Origin of the sequence: Pseudonocardia spirodelae, from assembly GCF_037727765.1 — a bacterium.
GTDB classification, from domain to species: domain Bacteria; phylum Actinomycetota; class Actinomycetes; order Mycobacteriales; family Pseudonocardiaceae; genus Pseudonocardia; species Pseudonocardia spirodelae.
In genome coordinates this window covers 24,547-45,318 of the sequence record NZ_JBBJUP010000021.1, presented here as the reverse complement: position 1 = coordinate 45,318, position 20,772 = coordinate 24,547, and the positions used below count along the sequence as shown (strand labels likewise).

22 protein-coding genes are annotated in these 20,772 nt (G+C 75.2%); 13 read left to right on the top strand and 9 right to left on the bottom strand.

Features of this window, described 5'->3' with window-relative positions:
- Window positions 1-80: 80 nt before the first annotated feature.
- Window positions 81-290, bottom strand: a complete 210-nt coding sequence (locus WJX68_RS21815; protein ID WP_010240451.1) for a helix-turn-helix domain-containing protein — start codon at window positions 288-290, stop codon at window positions 81-83.
- A 65-nt stretch (window positions 291-355) separates the two neighbouring features.
- On the opposite strand from WJX68_RS21815, the gene WJX68_RS21810 reads away from it, so the two are divergent.
- The gene (locus WJX68_RS21810) at window positions 356-568 is read left to right on the top strand and encodes a hypothetical protein (RefSeq protein WP_340294086.1); all 213 of its coding nucleotides are present in this window, start codon (window positions 356-358) and stop codon (window positions 566-568) included.
- Window positions 569-591: 23 nt separating this feature from the next.
- On the opposite strand, the gene WJX68_RS21805 is transcribed toward WJX68_RS21810, so the two are convergent.
- Window positions 592-2,214: an ABC-F family ATP-binding cassette domain-containing protein gene (locus tag WJX68_RS21805; protein WP_340294084.1), complete on the bottom strand. Its 1,623-nt coding sequence runs from the start codon at window positions 2,212-2,214 to the stop codon at window positions 592-594.
- A 147-nt stretch (window positions 2,215-2,361) separates the two neighbouring features.
- On the opposite strand from WJX68_RS21805, the gene WJX68_RS21800 reads away from it, so the two are divergent.
- From WJX68_RS21800 to WJX68_RS21780, 5 genes are all read left to right on the top strand, one after another.
- Window positions 2,362-3,150 (top strand): SDR family oxidoreductase, encoded by a 789-nt coding sequence (locus WJX68_RS21800; protein ID WP_340294082.1) that lies wholly within the window; start codon window positions 2,362-2,364, stop codon window positions 3,148-3,150.
- 5 nt (window positions 3,151-3,155) lie between these two features.
- Window positions 3,156-4,457, top strand: a complete 1,302-nt coding sequence (locus WJX68_RS21795; protein ID WP_340294080.1) for a lycopene cyclase family protein — start codon at window positions 3,156-3,158, stop codon at window positions 4,455-4,457.
- Window positions 4,458-4,571: 114 nt separating this feature from the next.
- Entirely contained in the window at window positions 4,572-5,021 is a 450-nt protein-coding gene (locus tag WJX68_RS21790; RefSeq protein ID WP_340294078.1) for a universal stress protein, read from the top strand.
- 26 nt (window positions 5,022-5,047) lie between these two features.
- Window positions 5,048-6,058 carry an adenylate/guanylate cyclase domain-containing protein gene (locus tag WJX68_RS21785; protein ID WP_340294076.1) on the top strand — a complete coding sequence of 337 codons (1,011 nt, stop codon included), beginning with the start codon at window positions 5,048-5,050 and terminating at the stop codon, window positions 6,056-6,058.
- Between the two features lie 41 nt (window positions 6,059-6,099).
- The gene (locus WJX68_RS21780; RefSeq protein ID WP_340294074.1) at window positions 6,100-6,930 is read left to right on the top strand and encodes an arylamine N-acetyltransferase family protein; all 831 of its coding nucleotides are present in this window, start codon (window positions 6,100-6,102) and stop codon (window positions 6,928-6,930) included.
- 58 nt (window positions 6,931-6,988) lie between these two features.
- Here WJX68_RS21780 and WJX68_RS21775 read toward each other — a convergent pair whose 3' ends face one another.
- The 7 genes from WJX68_RS21775 to WJX68_RS21745 are packed head-to-tail and all read right to left on the bottom strand — an operon-like array spanning window position 6,989 to window position 13,347.
- Complete coding sequence (locus WJX68_RS21775) at window positions 6,989-7,411, bottom strand: metal-sulfur cluster assembly factor (protein ID WP_340294072.1); 423 nt, start codon at window positions 7,409-7,411, stop codon at window positions 6,989-6,991.
- On the bottom strand, window positions 7,408-7,872 hold the full coding sequence (gene sufU, locus WJX68_RS21770; RefSeq protein WP_340294070.1) for a Fe-S cluster assembly sulfur transfer protein SufU: 465 nt from the start codon (window positions 7,870-7,872) through the stop codon (window positions 7,408-7,410). Before sufU ends, WJX68_RS21775 begins: the two co-directional genes overlap by 4 nt.
- Window positions 7,872-9,161, bottom strand: a complete 1,290-nt coding sequence (locus tag WJX68_RS21765; protein WP_340294068.1) for a cysteine desulfurase — start codon at window positions 9,159-9,161, stop codon at window positions 7,872-7,874. Before WJX68_RS21765 ends, sufU begins: the two co-directional genes overlap by 1 nt.
- Entirely contained in the window at window positions 9,161-9,925 is a 765-nt protein-coding gene (gene sufC, locus WJX68_RS21760) for a Fe-S cluster assembly ATPase SufC (RefSeq protein ID WP_340294066.1), read from the bottom strand. Before sufC ends, WJX68_RS21765 begins: the two co-directional genes overlap by 1 nt.
- A gap of 38 nt (window positions 9,926-9,963) precedes the next feature.
- On the bottom strand, window positions 9,964-11,181 hold the full coding sequence (sufD, locus tag WJX68_RS21755; protein ID WP_340294064.1) for a Fe-S cluster assembly protein SufD: 1,218 nt from the start codon (window positions 11,179-11,181) through the stop codon (window positions 9,964-9,966).
- Window positions 11,178-12,614 carry a Fe-S cluster assembly protein SufB gene (gene sufB, locus WJX68_RS21750; RefSeq protein WP_340294062.1) on the bottom strand — a complete coding sequence of 479 codons (1,437 nt, stop codon included), beginning with the start codon at window positions 12,612-12,614 and terminating at the stop codon, window positions 11,178-11,180. The genes sufD and sufB overlap by 4 nt, the downstream gene beginning before the upstream one ends.
- Complete coding sequence (locus WJX68_RS21745) at window positions 12,598-13,347, bottom strand: helix-turn-helix transcriptional regulator (protein WP_340294210.1); 750 nt, start codon at window positions 13,345-13,347, stop codon at window positions 12,598-12,600. Before WJX68_RS21745 ends, sufB begins: the two co-directional genes overlap by 17 nt.
- A 201-nt stretch (window positions 13,348-13,548) precedes the next feature.
- Between WJX68_RS21745 and mptB the strand changes: the two genes are divergently transcribed.
- The 7 genes from mptB to WJX68_RS21710 are packed head-to-tail and all read left to right on the top strand — an operon-like array spanning window position 13,549 to window position 20,741.
- On the top strand, window positions 13,549-15,162 hold the full coding sequence (gene mptB / locus WJX68_RS21740; RefSeq protein ID WP_340294060.1) for a polyprenol phosphomannose-dependent alpha 1,6 mannosyltransferase MptB: 1,614 nt from the start codon (window positions 13,549-13,551) through the stop codon (window positions 15,160-15,162).
- Window positions 15,159-16,070: an ABC transporter ATP-binding protein gene (locus tag WJX68_RS21735; RefSeq protein ID WP_340294058.1), complete on the top strand. Its 912-nt coding sequence runs from the start codon at window positions 15,159-15,161 to the stop codon at window positions 16,068-16,070. Before mptB ends, WJX68_RS21735 begins: the two co-directional genes overlap by 4 nt.
- Window positions 16,071-16,123: 53 nt before the next feature.
- Window positions 16,124-16,840, top strand: coding sequence for an ABC transporter permease (locus tag WJX68_RS21730; protein ID WP_340294208.1), 717 nt, complete (start codon window positions 16,124-16,126; stop codon window positions 16,838-16,840).
- A 38-nt stretch (window positions 16,841-16,878) separates the two neighbouring features.
- Entirely contained in the window at window positions 16,879-17,850 is a 972-nt protein-coding gene (locus tag WJX68_RS21725) for a COX15/CtaA family protein (RefSeq protein WP_340294056.1), read from the top strand.
- A 58-nt stretch (window positions 17,851-17,908) separates the two neighbouring features.
- A complete protein-coding gene (locus WJX68_RS21720; protein WP_340294054.1) occupies window positions 17,909-18,934 on the top strand; it encodes a LolA family protein in 1,026 nt (341 codons plus the stop codon).
- Window positions 18,931-19,899: an ABC transporter ATP-binding protein gene (locus tag WJX68_RS21715; protein WP_340294052.1), complete on the top strand. Its 969-nt coding sequence runs from the start codon at window positions 18,931-18,933 to the stop codon at window positions 19,897-19,899. The genes WJX68_RS21720 and WJX68_RS21715 overlap by 4 nt, the downstream gene beginning before the upstream one ends.
- Window positions 19,896-20,741 (top strand): ABC transporter permease, encoded by an 846-nt coding sequence (locus tag WJX68_RS21710; protein ID WP_340294050.1) that lies wholly within the window; start codon window positions 19,896-19,898, stop codon window positions 20,739-20,741. The genes WJX68_RS21715 and WJX68_RS21710 overlap by 4 nt, the downstream gene beginning before the upstream one ends.
- Window positions 20,742-20,772: the final 31 nt, after the last annotated feature.

Here is a 20,772-nt window from a genome sequence, read left to right as displayed (position 1 = left end):
CGGCGTCACCGGTGCCGGACGCACGACGACGCCGCCCGGGCTCCCTGCTCGGCCCGTCGGCGGCGTCGACGAGAGCGCTGCTACTTCTTCTTGGTGCGGGTGGCGCCGCCGCGGCCGCGCAGGGTCACGCCCGTCTCCGACAGCACCCGGTGGACGAACCCGTACGACCGCCCGGTCTGCTCGGCCAGCGATCGGATGCTCGCGCCCTTCTCGTACTTCTTCTTCAGGTCGGCCGCGAGTTTCCCCCGCTGCGTCCCGGTGATCCGGGCGCCCTTCTTCAGCTCGGCCATCGGCCCTCCTCATCCCCTCCGCGGATGCCCCCGCGGACCGCCGCATCCGGCGCGACGATCAGGCCATGATGATCCAGTTGACGATTTATGACCAGAACGCGGAAAACGCGATCGGTGAACGGTTACCCCGAACGGCGCAGAGCGGCCGACACCGTGCAGAGCCGGTGTCCGTCGAACGGCGGGATCCGCTGCCCCGTCCGGACACCCCGGGCCCGGCCCGCCCGACCCATCGCCGGGTCACGGCCGGGATCGTCGATCATGGTGGTCCGGACGGGTGATCACCGGGTCGTGCGGTGGCCGGTCACGCCAGCTGGACGAGTTCCAGGTAGTCGGCCGACCAGTGGTCCTCGGTGCCGTCGGGCAGCACGATCACGCGGTCCGGCTCCAGCGCCTCGACCGCGCCGGGGTCGTGGGTCACCAGCACGACCGCACCCTCGAAGCGGCGCAGCGCGTCGAGCACCTGCTCGCGGCTGGCCGGGTCCAGGTTGTTCGTCGGCTCGTCGAGCAGCAGGACGTTGGCCGCGCTGGACACCAGCCCGGCCAGCGCGAGCCGGGTCCGCTCGCCGCCGGACAGCGTCCCGGCCGGCTGCTCGAGCTGCTCACCGGAGAACATGAACGAGCCGAGCAGCGTGCGCAGCTGCTGCTCCGGGGCGTCCGGGCTGGCGTGGCGGATGTTGTCCCAGACGCTGGCGTCCATGTCCAGGGTGTCGTGCTCCTGGGCGAAGTAGCCGCGCCGCAGCCCGTGGCCGGGCACGACCCCGCCGGAGTCGGACTGCTCGGCGCCGGCCAGGATCCGCAGCAGCGTCGTCTTGCCCGCGCCGTTCAGGCCGAGCACGACGACCTTGGACCCGCGGTCCACGGCCAGGTCGACCCCGGTGAACACCTCCAGCGACCCGTAGGCCTTGGACAGGTTCTCCGCGGTCATCGGGGTGCGCCCGCACGCGGCCGGGGTCGGGAAGCGGATGTGGGCGACGCGGTCGACCTGGCGCTCGTCGTCGAGACCGGCGAGCAGGGCGTCGGCGCGGCGGGCCATGTTCTTCGCGGCGACGGCCTTGGTGGCCTTGGCGCCCATCTTGGCGGCCTGGGCGTGCAGCGCGGACGCCTTCTTCTCGGCGTTGGCCCGCTCGCGGCGGCGGCGCTTCTCGTCGGTGGCGCGCGCCTCCAGGTAGCGCTTCCAGTCCATGTTGTACTGGTCGGCCTCACCGCGGGTGGCGTCGAGGAACCAGACCTTGTTCACGACCGCGGCCAGCAGGTCGGTGTCGTGGCTGATCACCACCAGGCCGCCCTCGTGCTGCTGCAGGAACCCGCGCAGCCAGGTGATGGAGTCGGCGTCGAGGTGGTTGGTCGGCTCGTCGAGCAGCAGCGTCGTCGCGGACTGGGACCCGCCGTCGGAGGCGGCGAACAGGATCCGGGCGAGCTCGACGCGGCGGCGCTGACCGCCGGAGAGGGTGCGCATCGGCTGGGCCAGGACCCGCTCCGGCAGCCCGAGGTGGGTGCAGATGCGGGCGGCCTCGGACTCCGCGGCGTAGCCGCCGAGGGCGGAGAAGCGCTCCTCGAGCCGGCCGTACTCGCGCACCGCCCGGTCGTTGGCGACCGGGTCGGCGAGCTCGGCCATCGCCGTCTGCGCCTTCTCCATCTTCGCGAGCAGGACGTCGAGGCCGCGGGCGGACAGCACGCGGTCCTTCGCGGTGATCGACAGGTCGCCCTCGCGCGGGTCCTGCGGCAGGTAGCCGACGGGCGAGTTGGCGCTGCGCTGCCCCGAGTAGGGCTCGCCCTCCCCGGCCAGCACCCGCATCGAGGTGGTCTTGCCGGCGCCGTTGCGCCCGACGAGACCGATCCGGTCGCCGGGCTGCACGCGCAGCGTGGCACCGGAGAGCAGGATGCGGGATCCGGCGCGCAGTTCGAGGTCGGTCGTGGTGATCACGTGAAGGGGCTCCAGACGGAGGGTGGGGGGCGCTGAGAGGACCGGGAGCGGGCACGACGGTGCCCGGGCGCGCCGGTCTACTCGATCAGGACCACGCCCCCAGGCTACCGGTCCGGGCAACCGGATCCGCGACGTAGGGTCGGGCCCATGACCGATCTCACCCCCCTGGCCGGGCGGGCCGCGCTGGTGACGGGCGCGTCGCGCGGCATCGGGTACGGCGTCGCCGCCGCGCTGCTGGCCCGGGGCGCCTCCGTGACGATCACCGGGCGGCGCGAGCCCGAGCTCGACACCGCGGCCGCGGAGCTGGCCGAGGGCGCGGGCGTCGACCGGGGGCGGGTGCTGGCCGTACCCGGCAACGCCGGCGACGCGGCGCACCGGGCCGACGCGGCGGACCGGACCGTGGCCGCGTTCGGCTCGCTGGACGTGCTGGTCAACAACGCCGGCATCAACCCCCAGTACGGTCCGCTGGTCGAGGCGGACCTCGACGCGGTCCGCAAGATCTTCGACGTCAACGTGGTCGCGGCGCTCGGCTTCGTGCAGCAGGCGCACCGGGTGTGGATGGGCGCGCACGGCGGCGCCGTCGTCAACGTCGCCTCGGTCGGGGCGCTGCGGCCCACCGGGGTGATCGGCGCGTACGGCGCCTCGAAGGCCGCGCTCCTCGCGCTGACCGAGGAGCTCGCCGGACAGCTCGGGCCGGGGGTGCGGGTCAACGCCGTCGCGCCCGCGGTGGTGAAGACCCGCTTCGCCGAGGCGCTCTACGCCCACGACGAGGCGGCCGTCGCCGCGGGCTACCCGCTGGGCCGGCTCGGCGTGCCGGCCGACGTCGCCGAGGCCGTCGCGTTCCTGGTGTCCGACGCCGCGTCCTGGATCACCGGCGCGACGCTGCGGATCGACGGCGGCAGCCTCTCCTCGGCCCGCCACCGGCCCGCGGGGTGACCACCGTGCCGGGCGCACCGGACACCGCCGCCGCGGCGCCGGGGGTCGCGACCGCCGCCGTGCTCGTGCTCGGCGGCGGCCCGGCCGGGCGCGCGCTCGCCGGTGCGTGCGCCGCGGCGGGGCTGCGCACGGTGCTGGCCGACCCGGCCCCGGACCGGCCGTGGACGGCGACCTACTGCGCCTGGCCGGAGGAGCTGCCGCCGGACCTGCCCGCCTCGGCGGTGGCGGCCCGCCCGCACGCCCACGCCGTGCTGCCCGGCGGCGCGCGGCACCGGCTCGGCCCGTACGCCGTCCTGGACACCGCGGGCCTGCGCGCCCACCTCGACGACCGGCTGCGCGGGCCCGGCGGGGCGGTCACGGTCGTCGCGGGGCGGGCCGGCGCGGGCGACGTCACCGCGCACGGCGGCGGGCACCGCGTCCGGCTGCGCCCCGGCCCGGTCCGCACCGGACGGGTCGGCACCGCGCCCGCCGACGCGCCGCCGGTCGAGGCCGCGCTCGTCGAGGCCGCGCTGGTGGTGGACGCGACCGGCGCGCCGTCGCGGCTGCGGCCCGACCCGGGGGTGCGGGCCGAGCAGACCGCCTGGGGCGTCGTCGTCGACGAGCGGGCCGCGGCGCCGCTGCTCGGCCCGGGCGAGGCCGTGTTCATGGACTGGCGCTCCCCCGGTCCCGCCCGGCCCGGCTGGAGCGACTGGCCGACCTTCCTCTACGCCGTGCCCTACGGCGACGGCACCGTCCTGCTGGAGGAGACGTCGCTGGCGCGCCGCCCCGGGCTGCCGCTGCCCGAGCTGCGCGACCGGCTGGCGGTGCGCCTGGCCGCGCACGGGATCACGGTGCCCGCCGACGCGCCCGCCGAGCGCGTGCGGTTCCCGGTGGACACCCCGCGCGCGGCGCGCCACCCGGTGGGCTTCGGGTCGGCGGCTCCGCTCGTGCACCCGGCGACCGGGTTCGGCGTCGCGCCCGCGCTCGGGCTCGCACCGCGCCTCGCCGCGGTGCTGGCGCGCCACCTGCCCCACGACCCGGCCGCGGCGACGGCGGCCGCGCACCGGCTGCTGTGGTCACCGCGGGCGCGCGCGGTGCACCGGCTGCGCCGCCACGGGCTGCGCACCGTGCTGGAGATGCCGCCGGACCTGGTGCCCGGCTTCTTCGACGCGTTCTTCGCCGGGCGCCGCGGGCGCGCGTTCCTCACCGGGCGCGACGACCTCGGCGGCACCCTGGCGGGCATGGCGGGGGTGTTCCGGGCCGCTCCGCCGTCCGTCCGAACCCGGATGCTGCGTTCGGCCGTCACATTTCACTCGTCCGGGCGATGACGGACGAGGGTCGCGATCAGTTGTCCGGATACCACGTAGTAACGTCGACGCACGCGGTGACGCCGGTCGCGCAAACGCCCGGCGTCGCGTGACCGTTCCCCACGGGAGGCAGCTGTGCCCGCATACAAGACCATCGTCGTCGGCACCGACGGCTCGTCGACGTCCTTCGCGGCCGTCGAGCGTGCGGCGGGTGTCGCCGCCGACAGCGACGCCACGCTGGTGATCGTCTCGGCGTACACCCCGGCGAGCCGTGAGGACACCGCGGGCGCCGAGGACGCGCTGAAGGACGAGGCCTACCTCGTCACGGGCTGGACCCCGGCCGAGGAGGCGCTGCGCGAGGCCGCGGACCGTGCCGCCGCCGTCGGTGCGAAGAACGTCTCGACCCACGCCGAGGACGGCGCCCCGGTCGACGTGCTGCGCAAGGCCGTCAAGACCCACAACGCCGACCTGCTGGTGATCGGCAACCGCGGGCTCAACACCTTCTCCGGCCGGCTGCTCGGCTCGGTACCCGCCGACGCGACCCGCCGCGCCGGGGTGGACGTGCTGGTCGTCCACACCACGTGACGTCGGCCCCCGGCCCGGACCGGCCGTTGCCCGACCCCGCCTCGATCGACTGGAGCGAGATCGACGGCGGGCTGCTCGACGAGTTCATCCTCGGTGCGCCGCGCGAGTTCACCCGGGACGAGCTCGTCGCGGAGGCGGGGCTGGACCCGGCCGAGTCGGGACGGCTGTGGCGCGCGCTGGGGTTCGCCGACTCGGCTCCCGACGACCGCGTCTACACCCGCGCCGACCTCGCCGCGGCCCGCACGGTCGCGACGCTGACCCGGGAGTGGCTGCCCGACGACAGCGCGCGCGAGGCCATCGCCCGTGCCGTCGCGCAGTCGCTGTCGCGGCTGGCCGAGTGGCAGATCGGGATGCTCGCGCAGGTCGCGGCCGCGCACGTCGGGGAGCTGACGCCGCGGGCGGCGGCCCGGCTCGCCGCCGAGGTGCTGCCGGAGCTGGAGTCGCTGCAGTCCTACGTGTGGCGCCGCCACCTCGCCGCGACCGCGTCGCGCTGGGTCGCCGGTGCGCAGCGGCTCGACGCCGCCGACATCGCGGCCGACACCTGGCCGCTGTCGGTGGGGTTCGCCGACATGGTCGGCTTCACCCGCACCACGCGGCGCCGCACGATGGACGAGCTCGGCGAGATGATCGAGCGCTTCGGCTCGGTCACCACCGAGGTCGTCGCCAACGGGCGGGGCCGCATCATCAAGACCGTCGGCGACGAGATCCTCTACGTCACCGAGCACCCGGCCGACGCCGCCGCCATCGCGCTCGGCCTGCGCGACCGGGTGCGGACCGAGCCGTCGCTGCCGCAGCTGCGCATCGGGATCGCGCACGGCATGGTGCTGAGCCGCTACGGCGACGTCTACGGCGAGGTCGTCAACGTCGCCGCCCGCCTCACCTCCGAGGCGCGGCCGGACACCGTCCTGGTCGACCGCGAGATGCACGAGGCACTGCGCGACGACCCGCGCTTCGACCTGCGCCGGATCGCGACGCTGCACACCCGCGGCTACACCCACCTGCGCGCCTGGGCGCTGCGCGGGGCCCGCGAACGCTGAGCCTTGACCTGCACCCGGGTTCAGGGTGCAGGGTCGGCGGCATGACGATCTCCGCCGCACCCGCCGTCGCGGCGCACCTGGACCGGATCGGTGTCGCAGCCGGCCCGCCCGACGTCGCGCAGCTCGACCGGATCGTGCGCGCGCACACCGCGACGGTGGCGTTCGAGAACCTCGACCCGTTCACCGGGACCGACCCGCCCGTCGACCCCGCCGGGGTGACGGCCAAGCTCGTGCACGGCCGCCGCGGCGGCTGGTGCTTCGAGCACAACCTGCTGCTGCACGACACGCTGCGCGACCTGGGCCACGCCGTCACCCCGCTCGTCGCGCGCGTGCGGCTCGGGCTGGAGCGCTCCGCCCCGGCGACGTCGCGGACGCACCGGCTGACCCTGGTCACCACGTCGCAGGGCCGGTTCACCGTCGACGGCGGCTTCGGCGCGACCGTCCCCACCGCGGCGCTGCGGCTGGTCACCGGGCTGGAGCAGCCCACCGGCCAGGCCGTGTACCGCTACGACCGCGACGCGCAGGGCACCTGGGTGCTGCAGCGGCGCGGCAGCAGCGGCGGGTGGACCGACCAGTACGCCTTCGACCTGCTCCCGGCGCCGGACGTCGACTTCCGCACCGGGTCCTGGCACCTCACCCACCACCCGGAGTCCGGGTTCCGCACCGGGCTCACCGCCGCCCTGGTCACCCCGCGGCGGCGCACGACCCTCGACGGCACCCGGCTCACCGTGCGGCCCGCCGACGGCCCCGCGCGACGCCGCGAGCTGGACTCCCCCGCCCAGGTCCGTGCGGCGCTGGAGGACGAGCTCGGCATCGACACCGGCGGCGTCGCCGGGCTGGAGCGGCGGCTGCGCGCGGTGTACTTCTCCTGAACGCACGACGGGCCGGGCCCCGTGGCGGGGTCCGGCCCGTCGTGGCGGGTGGGTCGGCTCAGACGCGGAAGCCGAGGGCGCGCAGCTGCTCGCGGCCGTCCTCGGTGATCTTCTCCGGGCCCCACGGCGGCATCCAGACCCAGTTGATCCGCACGTCGTCGACGAGGCCGCCGTCCGGGCCCGCGGTGAGCGCGGAGCGGGTCTGCTCCTCGATGACGTCGGTCAGCGGGCAGGCCGCCGAGGTCAGCGTCATGTCGATGACCGCGGTGCCGCCGTCGCGGTCGATGCCGTAGACGAGGCCGAGGTCGACGACGTTGATGCCCAGCTCGGGGTCGACGACGTCCTTCATCGCCTCCTCCAGGGCCTCCTGGGTGGGGCCGTCGCCGGCGTCGGCACGGGCCGGGGGCTCGGGCATCCCGGCCGCGCCGCGCACGACCTCCTCCTCGGCGGAGGTGGTGTTCTGTTCGGTCGTCTCGCTCATGCCGGACTCCCCTCGGGGTTCTCGATGGTCGCGTCCGTGCGGCTCACGGCGTCCTTGAACGCCATCCAGCCCAGGAGAGCACACTTGACGCGGGCCGGGTACCTGGCGACGCCGGCGAACGCGACGCCGTCGCCGATGACGTCCTCGTCGGGCTCGACCTGGCCGCGCCCCTGCGCCATCTCCTGGAACGAGGCCATGATCTTCCAGGCCTCGCCCACCGGCCGGCCGGTGACCAGGTCGTGCAGCACCGACACCGACGCCTGGCTGATCGAGCAGCCCAGCGTCTCGTAGGACACGTCGGTCACGGTGTCGCCGTCGACCTTGACCCGCAGCGTCACCTCGTCGCCGCAGGTGGGGTTGACGTGGTGGGTCTCGGCGTCGTACGGCTCGCGCAGCCCGGCGCCGTGCGGGTCGCGGTAGTGGTCCAGGATGATCTCCTGGTACATCTGCTGCAGCTGCATCAGACCACCCCGAAGAACTTCTGGGCGGCACGCACGCCGTCGGCCAGCGCCTCGACCTCGTCGAGGGTGTTGTAGACCGCGAACGACGCCCGCGCGCTGGCCACGATCCCGAAGCGCCGGTGCAGCGGCCAGGCGCAGTGGTGCCCGACCCGGATCGCGACGCCGCGGTCGTCGAGGACCTGCGACAGGTCGTGGGCGTGGATGCCGTCCACGACGAACGACACCGCTCCCCCGCGGTCCGCGGTCCCGGCCGGGCCGACGATCCGCAGCCCGTCGATCGCGGACAGCTGCTCCAGCGCCGCGGCGGTGAGCGTGTGCTCGTGCGCGGCGACGGCGTCCATCCCGATCGCGGACAGGTAGTCGACCGCCGCGCCCAGGCCCACGGCCTGCGACGTCATCGGCACGCCCGCCTCGAACTTCTGCGGCGGCGGGGCCCAGGTGGAGCCCTCCATCCGGACCGTCTCGATCATCGACCCGCCGGTGAGGAACGGCGGCAGCGCCTCGAGCAGCTCGCGCCGCCCGTAGAGCACGCCGACCCCGGACGGGCCGAGCATCTTGTGGCCGGAGAACACCGCGAAGTCCACGCCGAGCCCGTGCAGGTCGACCGGCATGTGCGGGACCGACTGGCAGGCGTCGAGGACGGTCAGCGCGCCGACCGCGCGTGCCCGCTCCAGCAGCGCCGCGACCGGCGCGACCGCGCCGGTGACGTTGGACTGGTGGGTGAACGCGACGACCCGCGTGCGCGGCGAGAGCTCCAGCGAGTCGGGGTCGATGCGGCCGTCGTCGGTGACGGAGTACCAGCGCAGGGTGGCCCCGGTGCGCCGGCACAGCTCCTGCCAGGGCACCAGGTTGGCGTGGTGCTCCAGCTCGGTGACGACGACCTCGTCGCCCGGGCCGAGCGCGAACCGCTCGGAGGCGGCGTCGAGCCCGGTGCGGACCGAGGCGTTGCCCAGGCCGTAGGCGACCAGGTTGATGCCCTCGGTGGCGTTCTTGACGAACACGACCTCGTCGACGTCGGCGCCGACGAACGCCGCGATGCGGGCCCGGGCGGACTCGTAGGCGTCGGTGGCCTCCTCGGCGAGCTGGTGCGCGCCCCGGTGGACCGCGGCGTTGTGCCGCTCCAGGAACTCGCGCTCGGCGTCGAGCACCGGCCGCGGCCGCTGCGAGGTCGCGCCCGAGTCGAGGTACACCAACGGCCGGTCCTCGCGCACCGTGCGCGCGAGGATCGGGAAGTCCGCCCGGATCCGGGCCACGTCGAGCGTGGTCCCGGATGCCGACACGGTGGTCATCAGGCGGTCGCCGCCTGCTGGGTGAACCGCACGTAGCCGTTCTTCTCGAGCTCGTCGGCCAGCTCCGGGCCGCCCGACTCGACGATCCGGCCGCCCGCGAACACGTGCACCCGGTCGGGCTTGATGTGGTTCAGGATCCGGGTGTAATGCGTGATCAGCAGGACGCCGGTGTCACCCTGGGCGCGGTAGCGGTTCACGCCCTCGGACACGACGCGCAGGGCGTCGACGTCCAGGCCGGAGTCGGTCTCGTCCAGGACGGCGAACTTCGGGTTCAGCAGCTCCAGCTGCAGCACCTCGTGCCGCTTCTTCTCGCCGCCGGAGAAGCCCTCGTTGACCGAGCGGTCGGCGAACTCGGAGGAGATGTCGAGGCCGGCCATGGCCTCCTTGACCTCCTTGACCCAGGTGCGCAGCTTCGGCGCCTCGCCGCGGACGGCGGTGGCCGCCGAGCGCAGGAAGTTCGCCATCGACACGCCCGGCACCTCGACCGGGTACTGCATGGCCAGGAACAGGCCGGCGCGGGCCCGCTCGTCGACCTCCATCTCCAGGACGTTCTCGCCGTCCAGGAGCACCTCACCGGAGGTGACGGTGTACTTCGGGTGCCCGGCGATGGCGTAGGCCAGCGTCGACTTGCCCGAGCCGTTCGGGCCCATGATCGCGTGGGTCTCGCCCGCGCCGACGGTCAGGTTGACCCCGCGCAGGATCTCCTTCGGACCGTCCTCGGTCTCGACCGTGGCGTGCAGGTCCTTGATCTCCAGGGTGGACATCTGTGGTGGTCTCTCCGTGTTCGGGAAGGAAGGGGTGCTCAGACGCCGGTCAGCGCGAGTTCGGCCTCGACCGCGGCCTCCAGGCGCTCCTTGAGCTCCGGGACCGTGATCTTGTTGAGGACCTCGCCGAAGAAGCCCCGCACGACCAGGCGCCGGGCCTGCTCCTCGGGGATGCCGCGGCTGCGCAGGTAGAACAGCTGCTCGTCGTCGAACCGGCCGGTGGCGCTGGCGTGCCCGGCACTGACGATCTCGCCGGTCTCGATCTCCAGGTTGGGGACGGAGTCGGCGCGGCAGTGCTCGGTGAGCACCAGGTTGCGGTTGAACTCGAAGGTCTCGGTGTTCTCCGCGGCGGCCCGGATCAGCACGTCGCCGATCCACACCACGTGCGAGGAGTCCTTCGTGAGGCTCTGCAGCGCGTTCTTGTAGAGCACGTTGGACCGGCAGTTCGGCACCGCGTGGTCGACGAGCAGGCGCTGCTCCAGGTGCTGGCCGGCGTCGGTGAACCCGAGGCCGAGCAGCTCCGCGTCGCCGCCGGGACCGGCATAGCGCACGGTGGAGCTGACGCGCACGAGGTCGCCGCCCAGCTGCACGGTCGTGCCGCGCAGGGTGGCGTCGCGACCGATCAGGTAGTGCTCGGCGCCCACGTGCACGGCGTCGTCGGCCCACTCCTCGGTGACGACCAGGGTCAGCTGCGAGCCGTCGCCCAGCACGACCTCGGTGTTGTCGGCGAGCGCGCCGGACCCCCGGTGCTCGACGACGACCGTCGCCCGCGTGTGCGGGGTGGTGCGGATGTGCAGGTGACCGGCCGCGGAGGCACCCGCACCGGGGCCCTCCACGACGATCGTCACCGGCGCGACGTCGTCGCCGTCCAGGGTCACCACGGTGGCCTCGGAGAACGCCGACCACGCGGCGGCGGCGACCCGGTCGAAGGGCGTGCCGCCCTCGCCGAGGCGCGCGTCGTCGCGCCCGACCGTCTCAACGGTAACACCGGCGACCCCGGCGTCGGACCGGGCGTCGGCACCGTTCGCGGTGACCGAGACCGGGACCGCGCCCTGCAGGTCGGCGCTGCCGTCGTGCAGGCCCTTGAGACGGCGCAGCGGCGTGAACCGCCAGTTCTCCTCGCGCCCGCCGGGGACCTCGAAGGCCTCCACGTCGACGGACTGGAACCGCTCGCCGGCCGAGGCGATCGGCACCTCACCCTGGCCCTCCTTGGCCCCCTTCAGCTCGGGGGCGAGGCCAGCAACATCCGACGTCATCCGACGGAACCCTCCATCTGCAGCTCGATGAGCCGGTTGAGCTCGAGTGCGTACTCCATGGGCAGCTCGCGGGCGATCGGCTCGACGAACCCGCGCACCACCATCGCCATGGCCTCGTCCTCGGTGAGGCCGCGGCTCATCAGGTAGAACAGCTGGTCCTCGGAGACCTTCGAGACCGTGGCCTCGTGGCCCATCGACACGTCGTCGTTGCGGATGTCGACGTAGGGGTAGGTGTCCGAGCGCGAGATCGTGTCGACCAGCAGCGCGTCGCACTTCACCGTCGAGCGGGAGTTCTTCGCACGCGGGTTGACCTGGATCAGGCCGCGGTAGGACGTCCGGCCGCCGCCGCGCGCCACCGACTTCGAGATGATCGACGACGACGTGTTCGGCGCGAGGTGCACCATCTTGGCGCCCGCGTCCTGGTGCTGGCCCTCGCCGGCGAAGGCGATCGAGAGGACCTCGCCCTTGGCGTGCTCGCCCATCAGCCACACGGCCGGGTACTTCATGGTCACCTTGGAGCCGAGGTTGCCGTCGACCCACTCCATGGTCGCGCCCTCCTCGGCCTTGGCGCGCTTGGTGACCAGGTTGTAGACGTTGTTCGACCAGTTCTGGATCGTGGTGTAGCGGCAGCGGCCGCCCTTCTTGACCACGATCTCCACGACGGCCGAGTGCAGCGAGTCGGTCTTGTAGATCGGCGCGGTGCAGCCCTCGACGTAGTGCACGTAGGCACCCTCGTCGACGATGATCAGCGTGCGCTCGAACTGGCCCATGTTCTCGGTGTTGATCCGGAAGTAGGCCTGCAGCGGGATGTCGACGTGCACGCCCGGCGGCACGTAGATGAACGACCCGCCCGACCAGACCGCGGAGTTCAGCGCGGAGAACTTGTTGTCCCCGGCCGGGATCACGGAGCCGAAGTACTCCTTGAACAGCTCCGGGTGCTCCTTGAGGCCCGTGTCGGTGTCCAGGAAGATGACACCCTGCTCCTCCAGGTCCTCGCGGATCTGGTGGTAGACGACCTCGGACTCGTACTGCGCCGCGACGCCGGCGACCAGGCGGGCCTTCTCGGCCTCGGGGATGCCGAGCTTGTCGTAGGTGTTCTTGATGTCCTCGGGCAGGTCCTCCCAGCTGGTGGCCTGCTTCTCCGTGGACCGCACGAAGTACTTGATGTTGTCGAAGTCGATCCCGGACAGGTCGGAACCCCACCGCGGCATCGGCTTCTTGTCGAAGAGATCGAGCGACTTGAGCCGGAAGTCGAGCATCCACTCCGGCTCGTCCTTCAGGCGGGAGATGTCGGCGACGACCTCCTTGGACAGGCCGCGCTTCGCGATGGAGCCCGCCTCGTCGGAGTCCGCCCAGCCGAAGTCGTACCGGCCGAGCGCCGCGATCGTCTCCTCCTGCGTGAGCTCGGTGCGCACTTCAGGAGTGGTCGTCATTCGGACTGCCTCCCTTTCGGGGACCGTGGTGGAGTGGTGCTCCGCTCTGCGGCGGCACCGTCTTTCTCGCCCGCGCGAGGAGTTCGGGATCCTCGAGCGGGACGTGCGTGGTGCACGCGGCGTCGCCGCGCGCGATCGTGGCCAGCCGCTGCACGTGGGTGCCCAGCAGCTCGGCGAAGGCGCGGGTCTCGGCCTCGCAGAGCTCGGGGAACTCGGTGGCGACGTGGGCCACCGGGCAGTGGTGCTGGCACAGCTGCACGCCGAACCCGCCGCGGCGGGTCTGCGCAGCGTAGCCGCGGGCCGACAGCACCCGGGCCAGCGCCTCGGCGCGCTGTGCGGAGTCCGCCGGGGCGGTCACCGCGTCGAGATCGGGGCCCAGCAGCTCGCGCACCCGGTGCCGGGCGAAGGCGTCCACCGCCTGCTCCCCCGCCGTCTCGGCGAGGAAGCGCAGCGCCTGGGTGGCCAGGTCGTCGTACCCGTGCCCGAAGCGGACCCGGCCGGTGTCGGTGAGCAGGTACTCCCTGGCCGGACGGCCGCGCCCACGCGGGCGCGACGAGCGGGCCGGGGCCCGCACCTCCGCCTCGCCGTCGGCGATCAGGGCGTCGAGGTGGCGGCGCACCGCCGGCTCGGTCAGCCCCAGCTCGGCCGCGACGACGGCCGCCGTGACCGGGCCCTGCTCCATCAGCACGCGCGCGACGAGCGCGCGGGTGCCGGTGCCCGCCCCGGACGGCAGCGCGGCGTCGGCCCCGGCCCCGTGCCCGCAGGCGGGGTCGTGGCGCTCGCGCGCGGTCCGGTCCGTTTTCACAACACCAGTGTTGCGGATATGGGCGCGGGCGGCAAAACCGACCCCCCGCCGTCGTGACCGGGCTCACCCGCCGGCCGGGCCGGGACCGGTACCGGGGCGCCCGGACGGGCACCACTAACCTCTGTCCCCATGGTGACGCCCGAGGTCGCCCCGCCCGGGCGCGACGACCCCCCGACGCGCCCGGCACCGTCCGGGCCGCCCCCCGCGGGGACCCGTCCGGCCCGGCGCGGGCTGCGCGAGCAGGCGCGGATCGCGCGGATCCTCGGCCTGACCGGCGCGATCCTGATGGGGATCAGCGCGCTGGGGTCCGGGGCGTTCCCGGTGCCCAACCCGCTCAACGGGCTGCGGCTGATCGGGCTGCCCTCGCGCAACGTCACCCTCGCCATCGCCGTCACCTACGCCGGGCTGCTCATGGTGGTCACGGCGTGGCTGTGGATCGCGCGGATGCTCACCGCCCGCGGCGCCCGGCACCCGGCGCCCGAGCGCCGCGAGCTGGGCCGCACCGCGATGCTCTGGGCGGCGCCGCTGGCGCTGGCCCCGCCGATGTTCTCCAAGGACATCTACAGCTACCTCGCCCAGAGCGCGACGCTCGCCCGCGGGATCGACCCGTACGCGATCGGCCCGGCGCAGGCGCTGGGCATCGACGACCCGCTGGTCCGCGGCATCCCGACGGTCTGGCGCGACACCCCGGCCCCGTACGGGCCGCTGTTCCTCGGGCTGGGCCGCGGGATCACCGCGCTGTCCGGGGAGAACGTCGTGCTCGGCATCCTCGAGCACCGCGTGCTGGCGCTGGCCGGCGTCGCGCTGCTGGTGTGGGTGCTGCCGCGGCTGGCCTCGCGCTTCGACCTCGACGCGGGCCTGGTGCTCTGGCTCGGCGCCGCGAACCCGCTCGTGCTGTTCCACATGGTCAGCGGCATCCACAACGAGTCGATCATGCTGCCCCTGCTGCTGCTGGGGCTCTGGGTCGTGCTGGGCCGCGACCGGGTCGTGCAGCCGTGGTGGCGGATCACCGCGGGCGCGGTGCTGATCGTCGCCGCGGCGTCGGTGAAGCTGCCCGCGCTGCTCGCACTGGGCTTCGTCGGCGTCTACCTGGTCCGGCTGCGCGGCGGGCGGCTCGCCGACTGGGCGGTCATGACGGCGTGGCTCTCGGCCGTCGCGGCCGCGGTGCTGACCTTCTTCAGCCTCGCCACCGGGCTCGGCTTCAACTGGGTGCGCGGGCTGTCCGCGCCCAGCGTGCTCATCTCCCCCATGTCGATCAGCACCAACCTCGGGCTGCTCGCCGGGCAGGTCGGGCGCCTGGCCGGGCTCGGCGACCACACCGACACCACGATGGCCCTGATGCGCGGGCTGTTCGTGATCCCGATCGCGATCGTCGTCGTGGCGCTGCTGCTGGGCTGCCTGCGCGGGACGGTGGACCCGGTCACCGGCACCGGCGCCGGGCTCGGCGCGGTCGTGCTGCTCGGGCCGGTCGTGCACCCCTGGTACCTGTTCTGGGCGCTGCTGCCGCTCGTCGCGACCCGGGCGATGCCGCTCTACCGGCGCGGGCTGCTGCTGCTGTCCGCGGTGCTCGCCGTCGTCGTCCCGCCGACCGGGGCGGACTTCATCTTCCGCGGCTTCCAGCTCCCGCTCGCCATCGTCGCGGGCGTCGTGATGTTCGCGCTGTCGCTGCTGGTGGTGGCGCGCCTGCTGCGCACCCGCGCGGCCGCGCCGCAGCCGGCGCGCGACCCGGAACCGGCCCGGTGAGCGCCGCACTGGAGGTGCGCGGTCTGGTCGTGCGCTACGGCTCCACGACCGCCGTCGACGGCGTCGACCTCGACCTCGCCCGCGGCGAGGTGCTCGCCCTGCTGGGCCCCAACGGCGCCGGCAAGTCCTCGACGATCGAGGTCTGCACCGGCTTCCGGGCGCCGTCCGCCGGGCGGGTGCGGGTGCTCGGCCACGACCCGGCCGACGAGGCCGTCCGCCCCCGGGTCGGGGTCATGCCGCAGGGCGGCGGCGCCTACCCGGCCGTGCGGACCGGGGAGATGCTGCACCTGGTCGCCGACTGCGCCGCCCGCCCGCTGGACGTGAACGCCCTGCTCGACGTGCTCGGCCTGCGCCCGGTGGCCCGCACCCCCTACAAGCGGCTCTCCGGCGGCGAGCAGCAGCGCCTGGCGCTGGCCTGCGCGGTCGTCGGGCGCCCGGAGCTGGTGTTCCTCGACGAGCCCACCGCGGGGCTGGACCCGCAGGCCCGCCACCTCGTGTGGGACCTGGTGCGGGCGCTGCGCCGCGACGGCGTCGGGGTCCTGCTCACCACGCACCTGATGGACGAGGCCGAGCAGCTCGCCGACGACGTCGTGATCATCGACCACGGCCGGGTCGTCGCGCACGGCTCCCCCGCCCAGCTCACCGCCGGCGACCAGACCGAGCTGCGGTTCCGGGCCCGGCCCGGGATGGACGTCGCCGGCCTCGACGCCCGGCTGCCCGGCGGCTACGCCAGCTGCGAGACCGCGCCCGGGCGCTACCGGGTGCGCGGGCACATCGACCCCGGCGCGCTGGCCGCCATCACCTCGTGGTGCGCCGACCAGGGCGTGCTCGCCGACGACGTCCAGGTCGTGCGCCGCAGCCTGGAGGACGTCTTCCTCGACCTCACCGGACGGGAGCTGCGCCCGTGACGTTCCCCGACGGCACCTTCACCCCCGACCCCGGCCGCGGCCGCGCGCTGACCATGCTGCGCGCCCAGGGCGGCCTGGAGACCCGGCTCGCGCTGCGCAACGCCGAGCAGGTGCTGCTCACCCTGCTCATCCCGGCCGCGCTGCTGGTCGGGCTCACGCTCGTCCCGGCGGTCCCCGCGCCCCCGCCGCGGGTGGCCTGGCTGTTCGCCGCGATGCTCGCCCTCGCGGTGATGAGCTCGGCGTTCACCAGCCAGGCCATCGCGCTGGGCTTCGACCGCCGCTACGGCGCGCTGCGCCGGCTCGCCGCGACCGCGCTGCCGCGCTGGCTGCTGGTGTGCGGGCGGCTGACGGCGGTGGCCGCCGTCGTCGTCGTGCAGGTGCTGCTGCTCGGGGCGCTGGCCGCGGCGCTGGGCTGGTCGCCGTCGACGGCCCGGCTCGACGGCGCGCTGCTGGCGGTGCTGCTGGGGGCGGCCGCGTTCGGGGCGCTGGGCATCCTGCTGGGCGGGACGCTGCGGGCGGAGATCGTGCTGGCCGTCGCCAACCTGGTGTGGTTCGTGCTGCTGCTGGCCGGCGGGATCGTCGTGCCGGTCGCGGACCTGCCCGGGCCGCTGGCCGCCGTCGCGGGGTGGCTGCCCTCCGGGGCGCTGGCCGAGGCGCTGCGGGCCGCGCTGGGCGCCGGGGTGTTCCCGCCCGCCGGGCCGCTGCTGGTGCTCGCCGGGTGGGCCGTCGTCGCCGGGGGCGCCGCGTCCCGGCTGGTGCGCTGGACCTGAGGGCCGTCCGCGGGGCCGGTTCTTCTACACTGCGTAGTGTGTCGCTGCTGTCCCGCGTGCCCGCCACCCCGCCGGTGCTGATGCGCCGGCTCACGATCGCGAACCTGGTCGCCCAGATCGGGATCGGGGTCACCGGATCGGTCGTGCGGGTCACCGGCTCGGGGCTCGGCTGCTCGACGTGGCCGCAGTGCGAGCCGGGCAGCATGGTCCCGGTCGACCACGCCGAGATCGCGCCGCTGCACATGTGGATCGAGTTCTCCAACCGGCTGCTCGGCATCCTGGTCGTGCTGTTCGCCGGCGCCGCGCTGCTCGGGGCCCTGTTCACCCGGCCCCGCAGGCGCCGCCTCACCGCGCTCGCGCTGGCCATGCCGCTCGGCGTCGTCGCGCAGGCCGTCATCGGCGGCATCACGGTGCTGCTGGGGCTCGCCTGGTGGACGGTGATGCTGCACTTCCTCGCCTCGATGGTGCTGGTCTGGTTCTCGGTGCTGTTCGTCGGTGCCGCGACCGAGGGCGACGGCCCGGTGACCCGCACCGTGCCCGCCGCCGGGCGCGGCCTGGTGCTCCTCTCCACCGCGGTGCTCGCGGTGCTCCTCGTCGCCGGGACCCTGGTCACCGCGGCGGGTCCGCACGGCGGCGACCCGCAGACCCCGCGCCTGGACGTGCCGATCCCGTTCCTGGCCCAGCTGCACGCCGACGCCCTGTTCCTCTACCTGGGCACGCTGGTCGGGCTCGGGTTCCTGCTGCACGCGGTCGCCGCGCCGCCGCGGCTGCTGCGCCGCTTCCGGGTGCTGGTCGTCGTCGTCCTGGCGCAGGGCGCCCTCGGCGGGATCCAGTACGCGCTCGGCGTGCCGGAGCTGCTCGTGTCGCTGCACGTGCTCGGAGCCGGCCTCACCGCCGCCGCGGCCGCCGGGGTGTGGGCGGGCACCGCGACGCGTCCCGCCGCGGCCGGCCCGCGCACCCCCGCACCGGCCGGCTCGACCGCGCCGGAGCCGGCCACCGCCCCGGTCTGAGCGGGACTGCTCCGAACCGCCGCTGCACGAGCGGGTGCACCTGGGGCACTCTGGTCCCATGACCCCCGCCACACGGCTGCGCCGCGGCGGAGCCGCCGTGGCGCTCGCGGCCGCCCTCGCCGCCGTCCTGGCCGCCGGACTGCTCACCGACCGGGCCTCGGCCGCCCCACAGCTGCCGCCGATCACCCCGGAGCAGCTCGTCGCCTCCGTCCTCGCCGCCCGGCCGGTCGCGCTGGCCGGCACCGTCGGCGTCGACAACCGGCTGGGGCTGCCCGCGGTGCCGGGCCTGGCGGCCGACGGCCTGACCGACCCCACCTCCACCGTGCGGGTCTGGACCGACGGCGCCGGCCGCGGCCGGGTGGCCGTCTCGACCGGCGACGGCGAGCGCACCTACGTCCGCGACGGCACCACCGCCTGGGCCTACGACTCCGCGGACCGCACCGCCACCCGCGTGCCCGCCCGGGACCACGCCGACGGGCACGGCGCGGGACGCGACCCGCAGGAGAGCGCCCGTGAGGTGGTGCAGCGCCTGCGCAGCAGCAGCGAGCTGAGCGTCGACGGCACCACCGAGGTCGCCGGCCGACCCGCCTACACCCTCGTCCTCGCGCCGCGGGCCGGGGAGCGCACGGTGCTGCGGCAGGTCCGCGTCGCCGTCGACGCCGCCACCCGGCTCCCGCTGGAGCTGGTGGTGCTCGGCGCCGGGGCCGACCCGGTGCTGCGCGTCGGGTTCGACGAGCTGACCGTCGGCCCGCAGGACCCGGCGCTGTTCGGCTTCACCCCGCCGCCGGGCGTCACCGTCCGCGACGGCGGGCAGCCGCACGGGCCGCGCGGTGCGGGGCGGCCCGCGACCGCCCCGCGGGTGGTCGGCGACGGCTGGGACGCCGTGGTCGTCGCGACCGTCCCGCCGCGCGCGCCCGGCGCGCAGGGGCCCGACCCGTCGGCCCTGGGCACCCCGGTCTCCGGGCCGTGGGGCAGCGGGCGCGAGATCACCACGAACGCGGGGTCGGCCATCCTCACCGACGACGGCCGGGTCGCCGCGGGCGCAGTCGGTACCGACGTGCTCGGCGCGGCGCTGGCCCGGTGACCACCGCCGGTCCCGCCCTCACCGCACCCGGCACCGACCCCGGTCCGGCACCACCGGCCGCACGGGTGCGCGGGCTGCGCCGCACCTTCGGCCGGGTGACCGCCGTCGACGGGGTGGACCTCGACGTGCCCGCCGGGTCGGTGTTCGGGATGCTCGGCCCGAACGGCTCGGGCAAGACCACGCTGATCCGGATGCTGCTGGGGCTCACCACGCCGAGCGCGGGCACCGTCGAGCTGCTGGGGCGGCCGGTCCCGGCCGGGCTCGCCGCGAGCCTGCCCGACGTGGGCGCACTCGTCGAGGGGCCGGGGTTCCACCCGTTCCTGTCCGGGCGGGAGAACCTGCGCCGGGCCGGCGCGACCGAGCCGCGGCTGGTCGCGCGCGAGGTCGCCCCGGCGGTCGAGGCGGCACTGGAACGGGTCGGGCTCGCCGACGCCGCCGGACGCCGCTACCGCGGCTACTCCCTCGGCATGAAGCAGCGCCTGGGCCTGGCCGCGGCCCTGCTGGTGCCGCGGCGCCTGGTCGTGCTCGACGAGCCCACCAACGGCCTGGACCCCGCCGGCACCCGCGAGGTCCGCGCGATCGTCGCCGGCCTGCGCGCGGCGGGGACGACCGTGCTGCTGTCCTCGCACCTGCTCTCGGAGGTGGAGGCGGTCTGCACGCACGTCGCCGTGCTGGCGCGCGGCGCCCTGCTGGCCTCCGGCGGGCTCGCCGAGCTCCTCGACACCGCCGGCGGCGGCTGGGAGATCGCGACCACCGAGCCGGACGCGGCGCTGCGGGTGCTGCGGGACGCCGGGGTCGCGGCGGGCACCGCGGACCGGGCGCTGCTGCTCGACGCCGGCGCCGACGGTCCCCGGCTGTTCGCCGACCTCGTCGGGGCCGGGGTCGCCGTGCACGGGCTGACGCGGCGCCGCCCCGGCCTGGAGGAGCTGTTCACCCGGCTCACCGACGGCGGGCCGGACCGGTGAGCGCACCCACCGCTCCGGCGCCGGTGTCGTGGGCGCGGCTGCTCGGCGCCGAGCTGCGCTGGGTGCTGGGCCGGCCCCGCACCTGGGTGATGTTCGCGCTGCTCGCCGTCGTGCCGGTGCTGATGGCGGTGGGGATCGTGCTGTCGGACCGGCCGCGGCGCGGGCTGCTCGCCCAGGTGACCGGCAACGGCCTCACCCTGCCCGTGGCCGCGCTGACGCTGCTGCTGACCCTGCTGCTGCCCCTGGTCGTCACCGTCGCCGCGGCCGACGCGATCGCCGGTGAGGCCCAGCAGGGCACGCTGCGCGGGCTGCTGCTCGCCCCGGTCGGGCGGCTGCGGCTGGTCGCGATGAAGGCGTTCGGGGTGCTGGTCGTGGCCGCCGTCGCGGTGGCGGTGGTCGTCGTCGCGGGGGTGACGGCCGGGTGGCTGCTGATCGGGCCGCCCGCGGTCGTCTCCGACGGCGGCGCGCTGCTGACGATGTCGGGCTCGCTGCTCGGGCTGCCCGGCACCGCCGGGCGGATCGCGCTGGTCGCGGTGTGGACGGTGCTGCAGCTCGCCGCGGTCGGCGCGGTGGCGCTGGCGGTCTCGGCGTTCACCGAACACCCGCTGGTGGTGCTGTCCTCGGTGCTCGGCGGGATCGTCGTGTGCGGGGTGCTCGCCGCGATCCCCGCGCTGGAACCGGTGCGGCCCTTCCTGCTGACCGACGGCTGGGGCGCCGGCGTCGACGTGCTTCGCGACCCGGTGCCCGCCGCGGGGCTGCTCGCGAGCACCCGGCTCGCGGCCGGGTGGCTGGCCGTCGCCGCGGTGGTGCTCGTCCTCCGGATGCTGCGCCGCGACGCATGAGGGCATGATCGGCCCCGGAACGAGCCGATCG

What these genes read in the sequence shown, in the direction of transcription:
- WJX68_RS21775 (WP_340294072.1), bottom strand. Translation starts at nt 7,411, where the DNA reads ATGAGCGAGACGACCGAACAGAACACCACCTCCGCCGAGGAGGAGGTC.
- WJX68_RS21780 (WP_340294074.1), top strand. Translation starts at nt 6,100, where the DNA reads ATGACGATCTCCGCCGCACCCGCCGTCGCGGCGCACCTGGACCGGATC.
- WJX68_RS21720 (WP_340294054.1), top strand. Translation starts at nt 17,909, where the DNA reads ATGACCCCCGCCACACGGCTGCGCCGCGGCGGAGCCGCCGTGGCGCTC.
- WJX68_RS21815 (WP_010240451.1), bottom strand. Translation starts at nt 290, where the DNA reads ATGGCCGAGCTGAAGAAGGGCGCCCGGATCACCGGGACGCAGCGGGGG.
- sufD (WP_340294064.1), bottom strand. Translation starts at nt 11,181, where the DNA reads ATGACGTCGGATGTTGCTGGCCTCGCCCCCGAGCTGAAGGGGGCCAAG.
- mptB (WP_340294060.1), top strand. Translation starts at nt 13,549, where the DNA reads ATGGTGACGCCCGAGGTCGCCCCGCCCGGGCGCGACGACCCCCCGACG.
- sufU (WP_340294070.1), bottom strand. Translation starts at nt 7,872, where the DNA reads ATGCAGCTGCAGCAGATGTACCAGGAGATCATCCTGGACCACTACCGC.
- WJX68_RS21800 (WP_340294082.1), top strand. Translation starts at nt 2,362, where the DNA reads ATGACCGATCTCACCCCCCTGGCCGGGCGGGCCGCGCTGGTGACGGGC.
- sufB (WP_340294062.1), bottom strand. Translation starts at nt 12,614, where the DNA reads ATGACGACCACTCCTGAAGTGCGCACCGAGCTCACGCAGGAGGAGACG.
- sufC (WP_340294066.1), bottom strand. Translation starts at nt 9,925, where the DNA reads ATGTCCACCCTGGAGATCAAGGACCTGCACGCCACGGTCGAGACCGAG.
- WJX68_RS21765 (WP_340294068.1), bottom strand. Translation starts at nt 9,161, where the DNA reads ATGACCACCGTGTCGGCATCCGGGACCACGCTCGACGTGGCCCGGATC.
- WJX68_RS21730 (WP_340294208.1), top strand. Translation starts at nt 16,124, where the DNA reads ATGCTGCGCGCCCAGGGCGGCCTGGAGACCCGGCTCGCGCTGCGCAAC.
- WJX68_RS21810 (WP_340294086.1), top strand. Translation starts at nt 356, where the DNA reads ATGATGATCCAGTTGACGATTTATGACCAGAACGCGGAAAACGCGATC.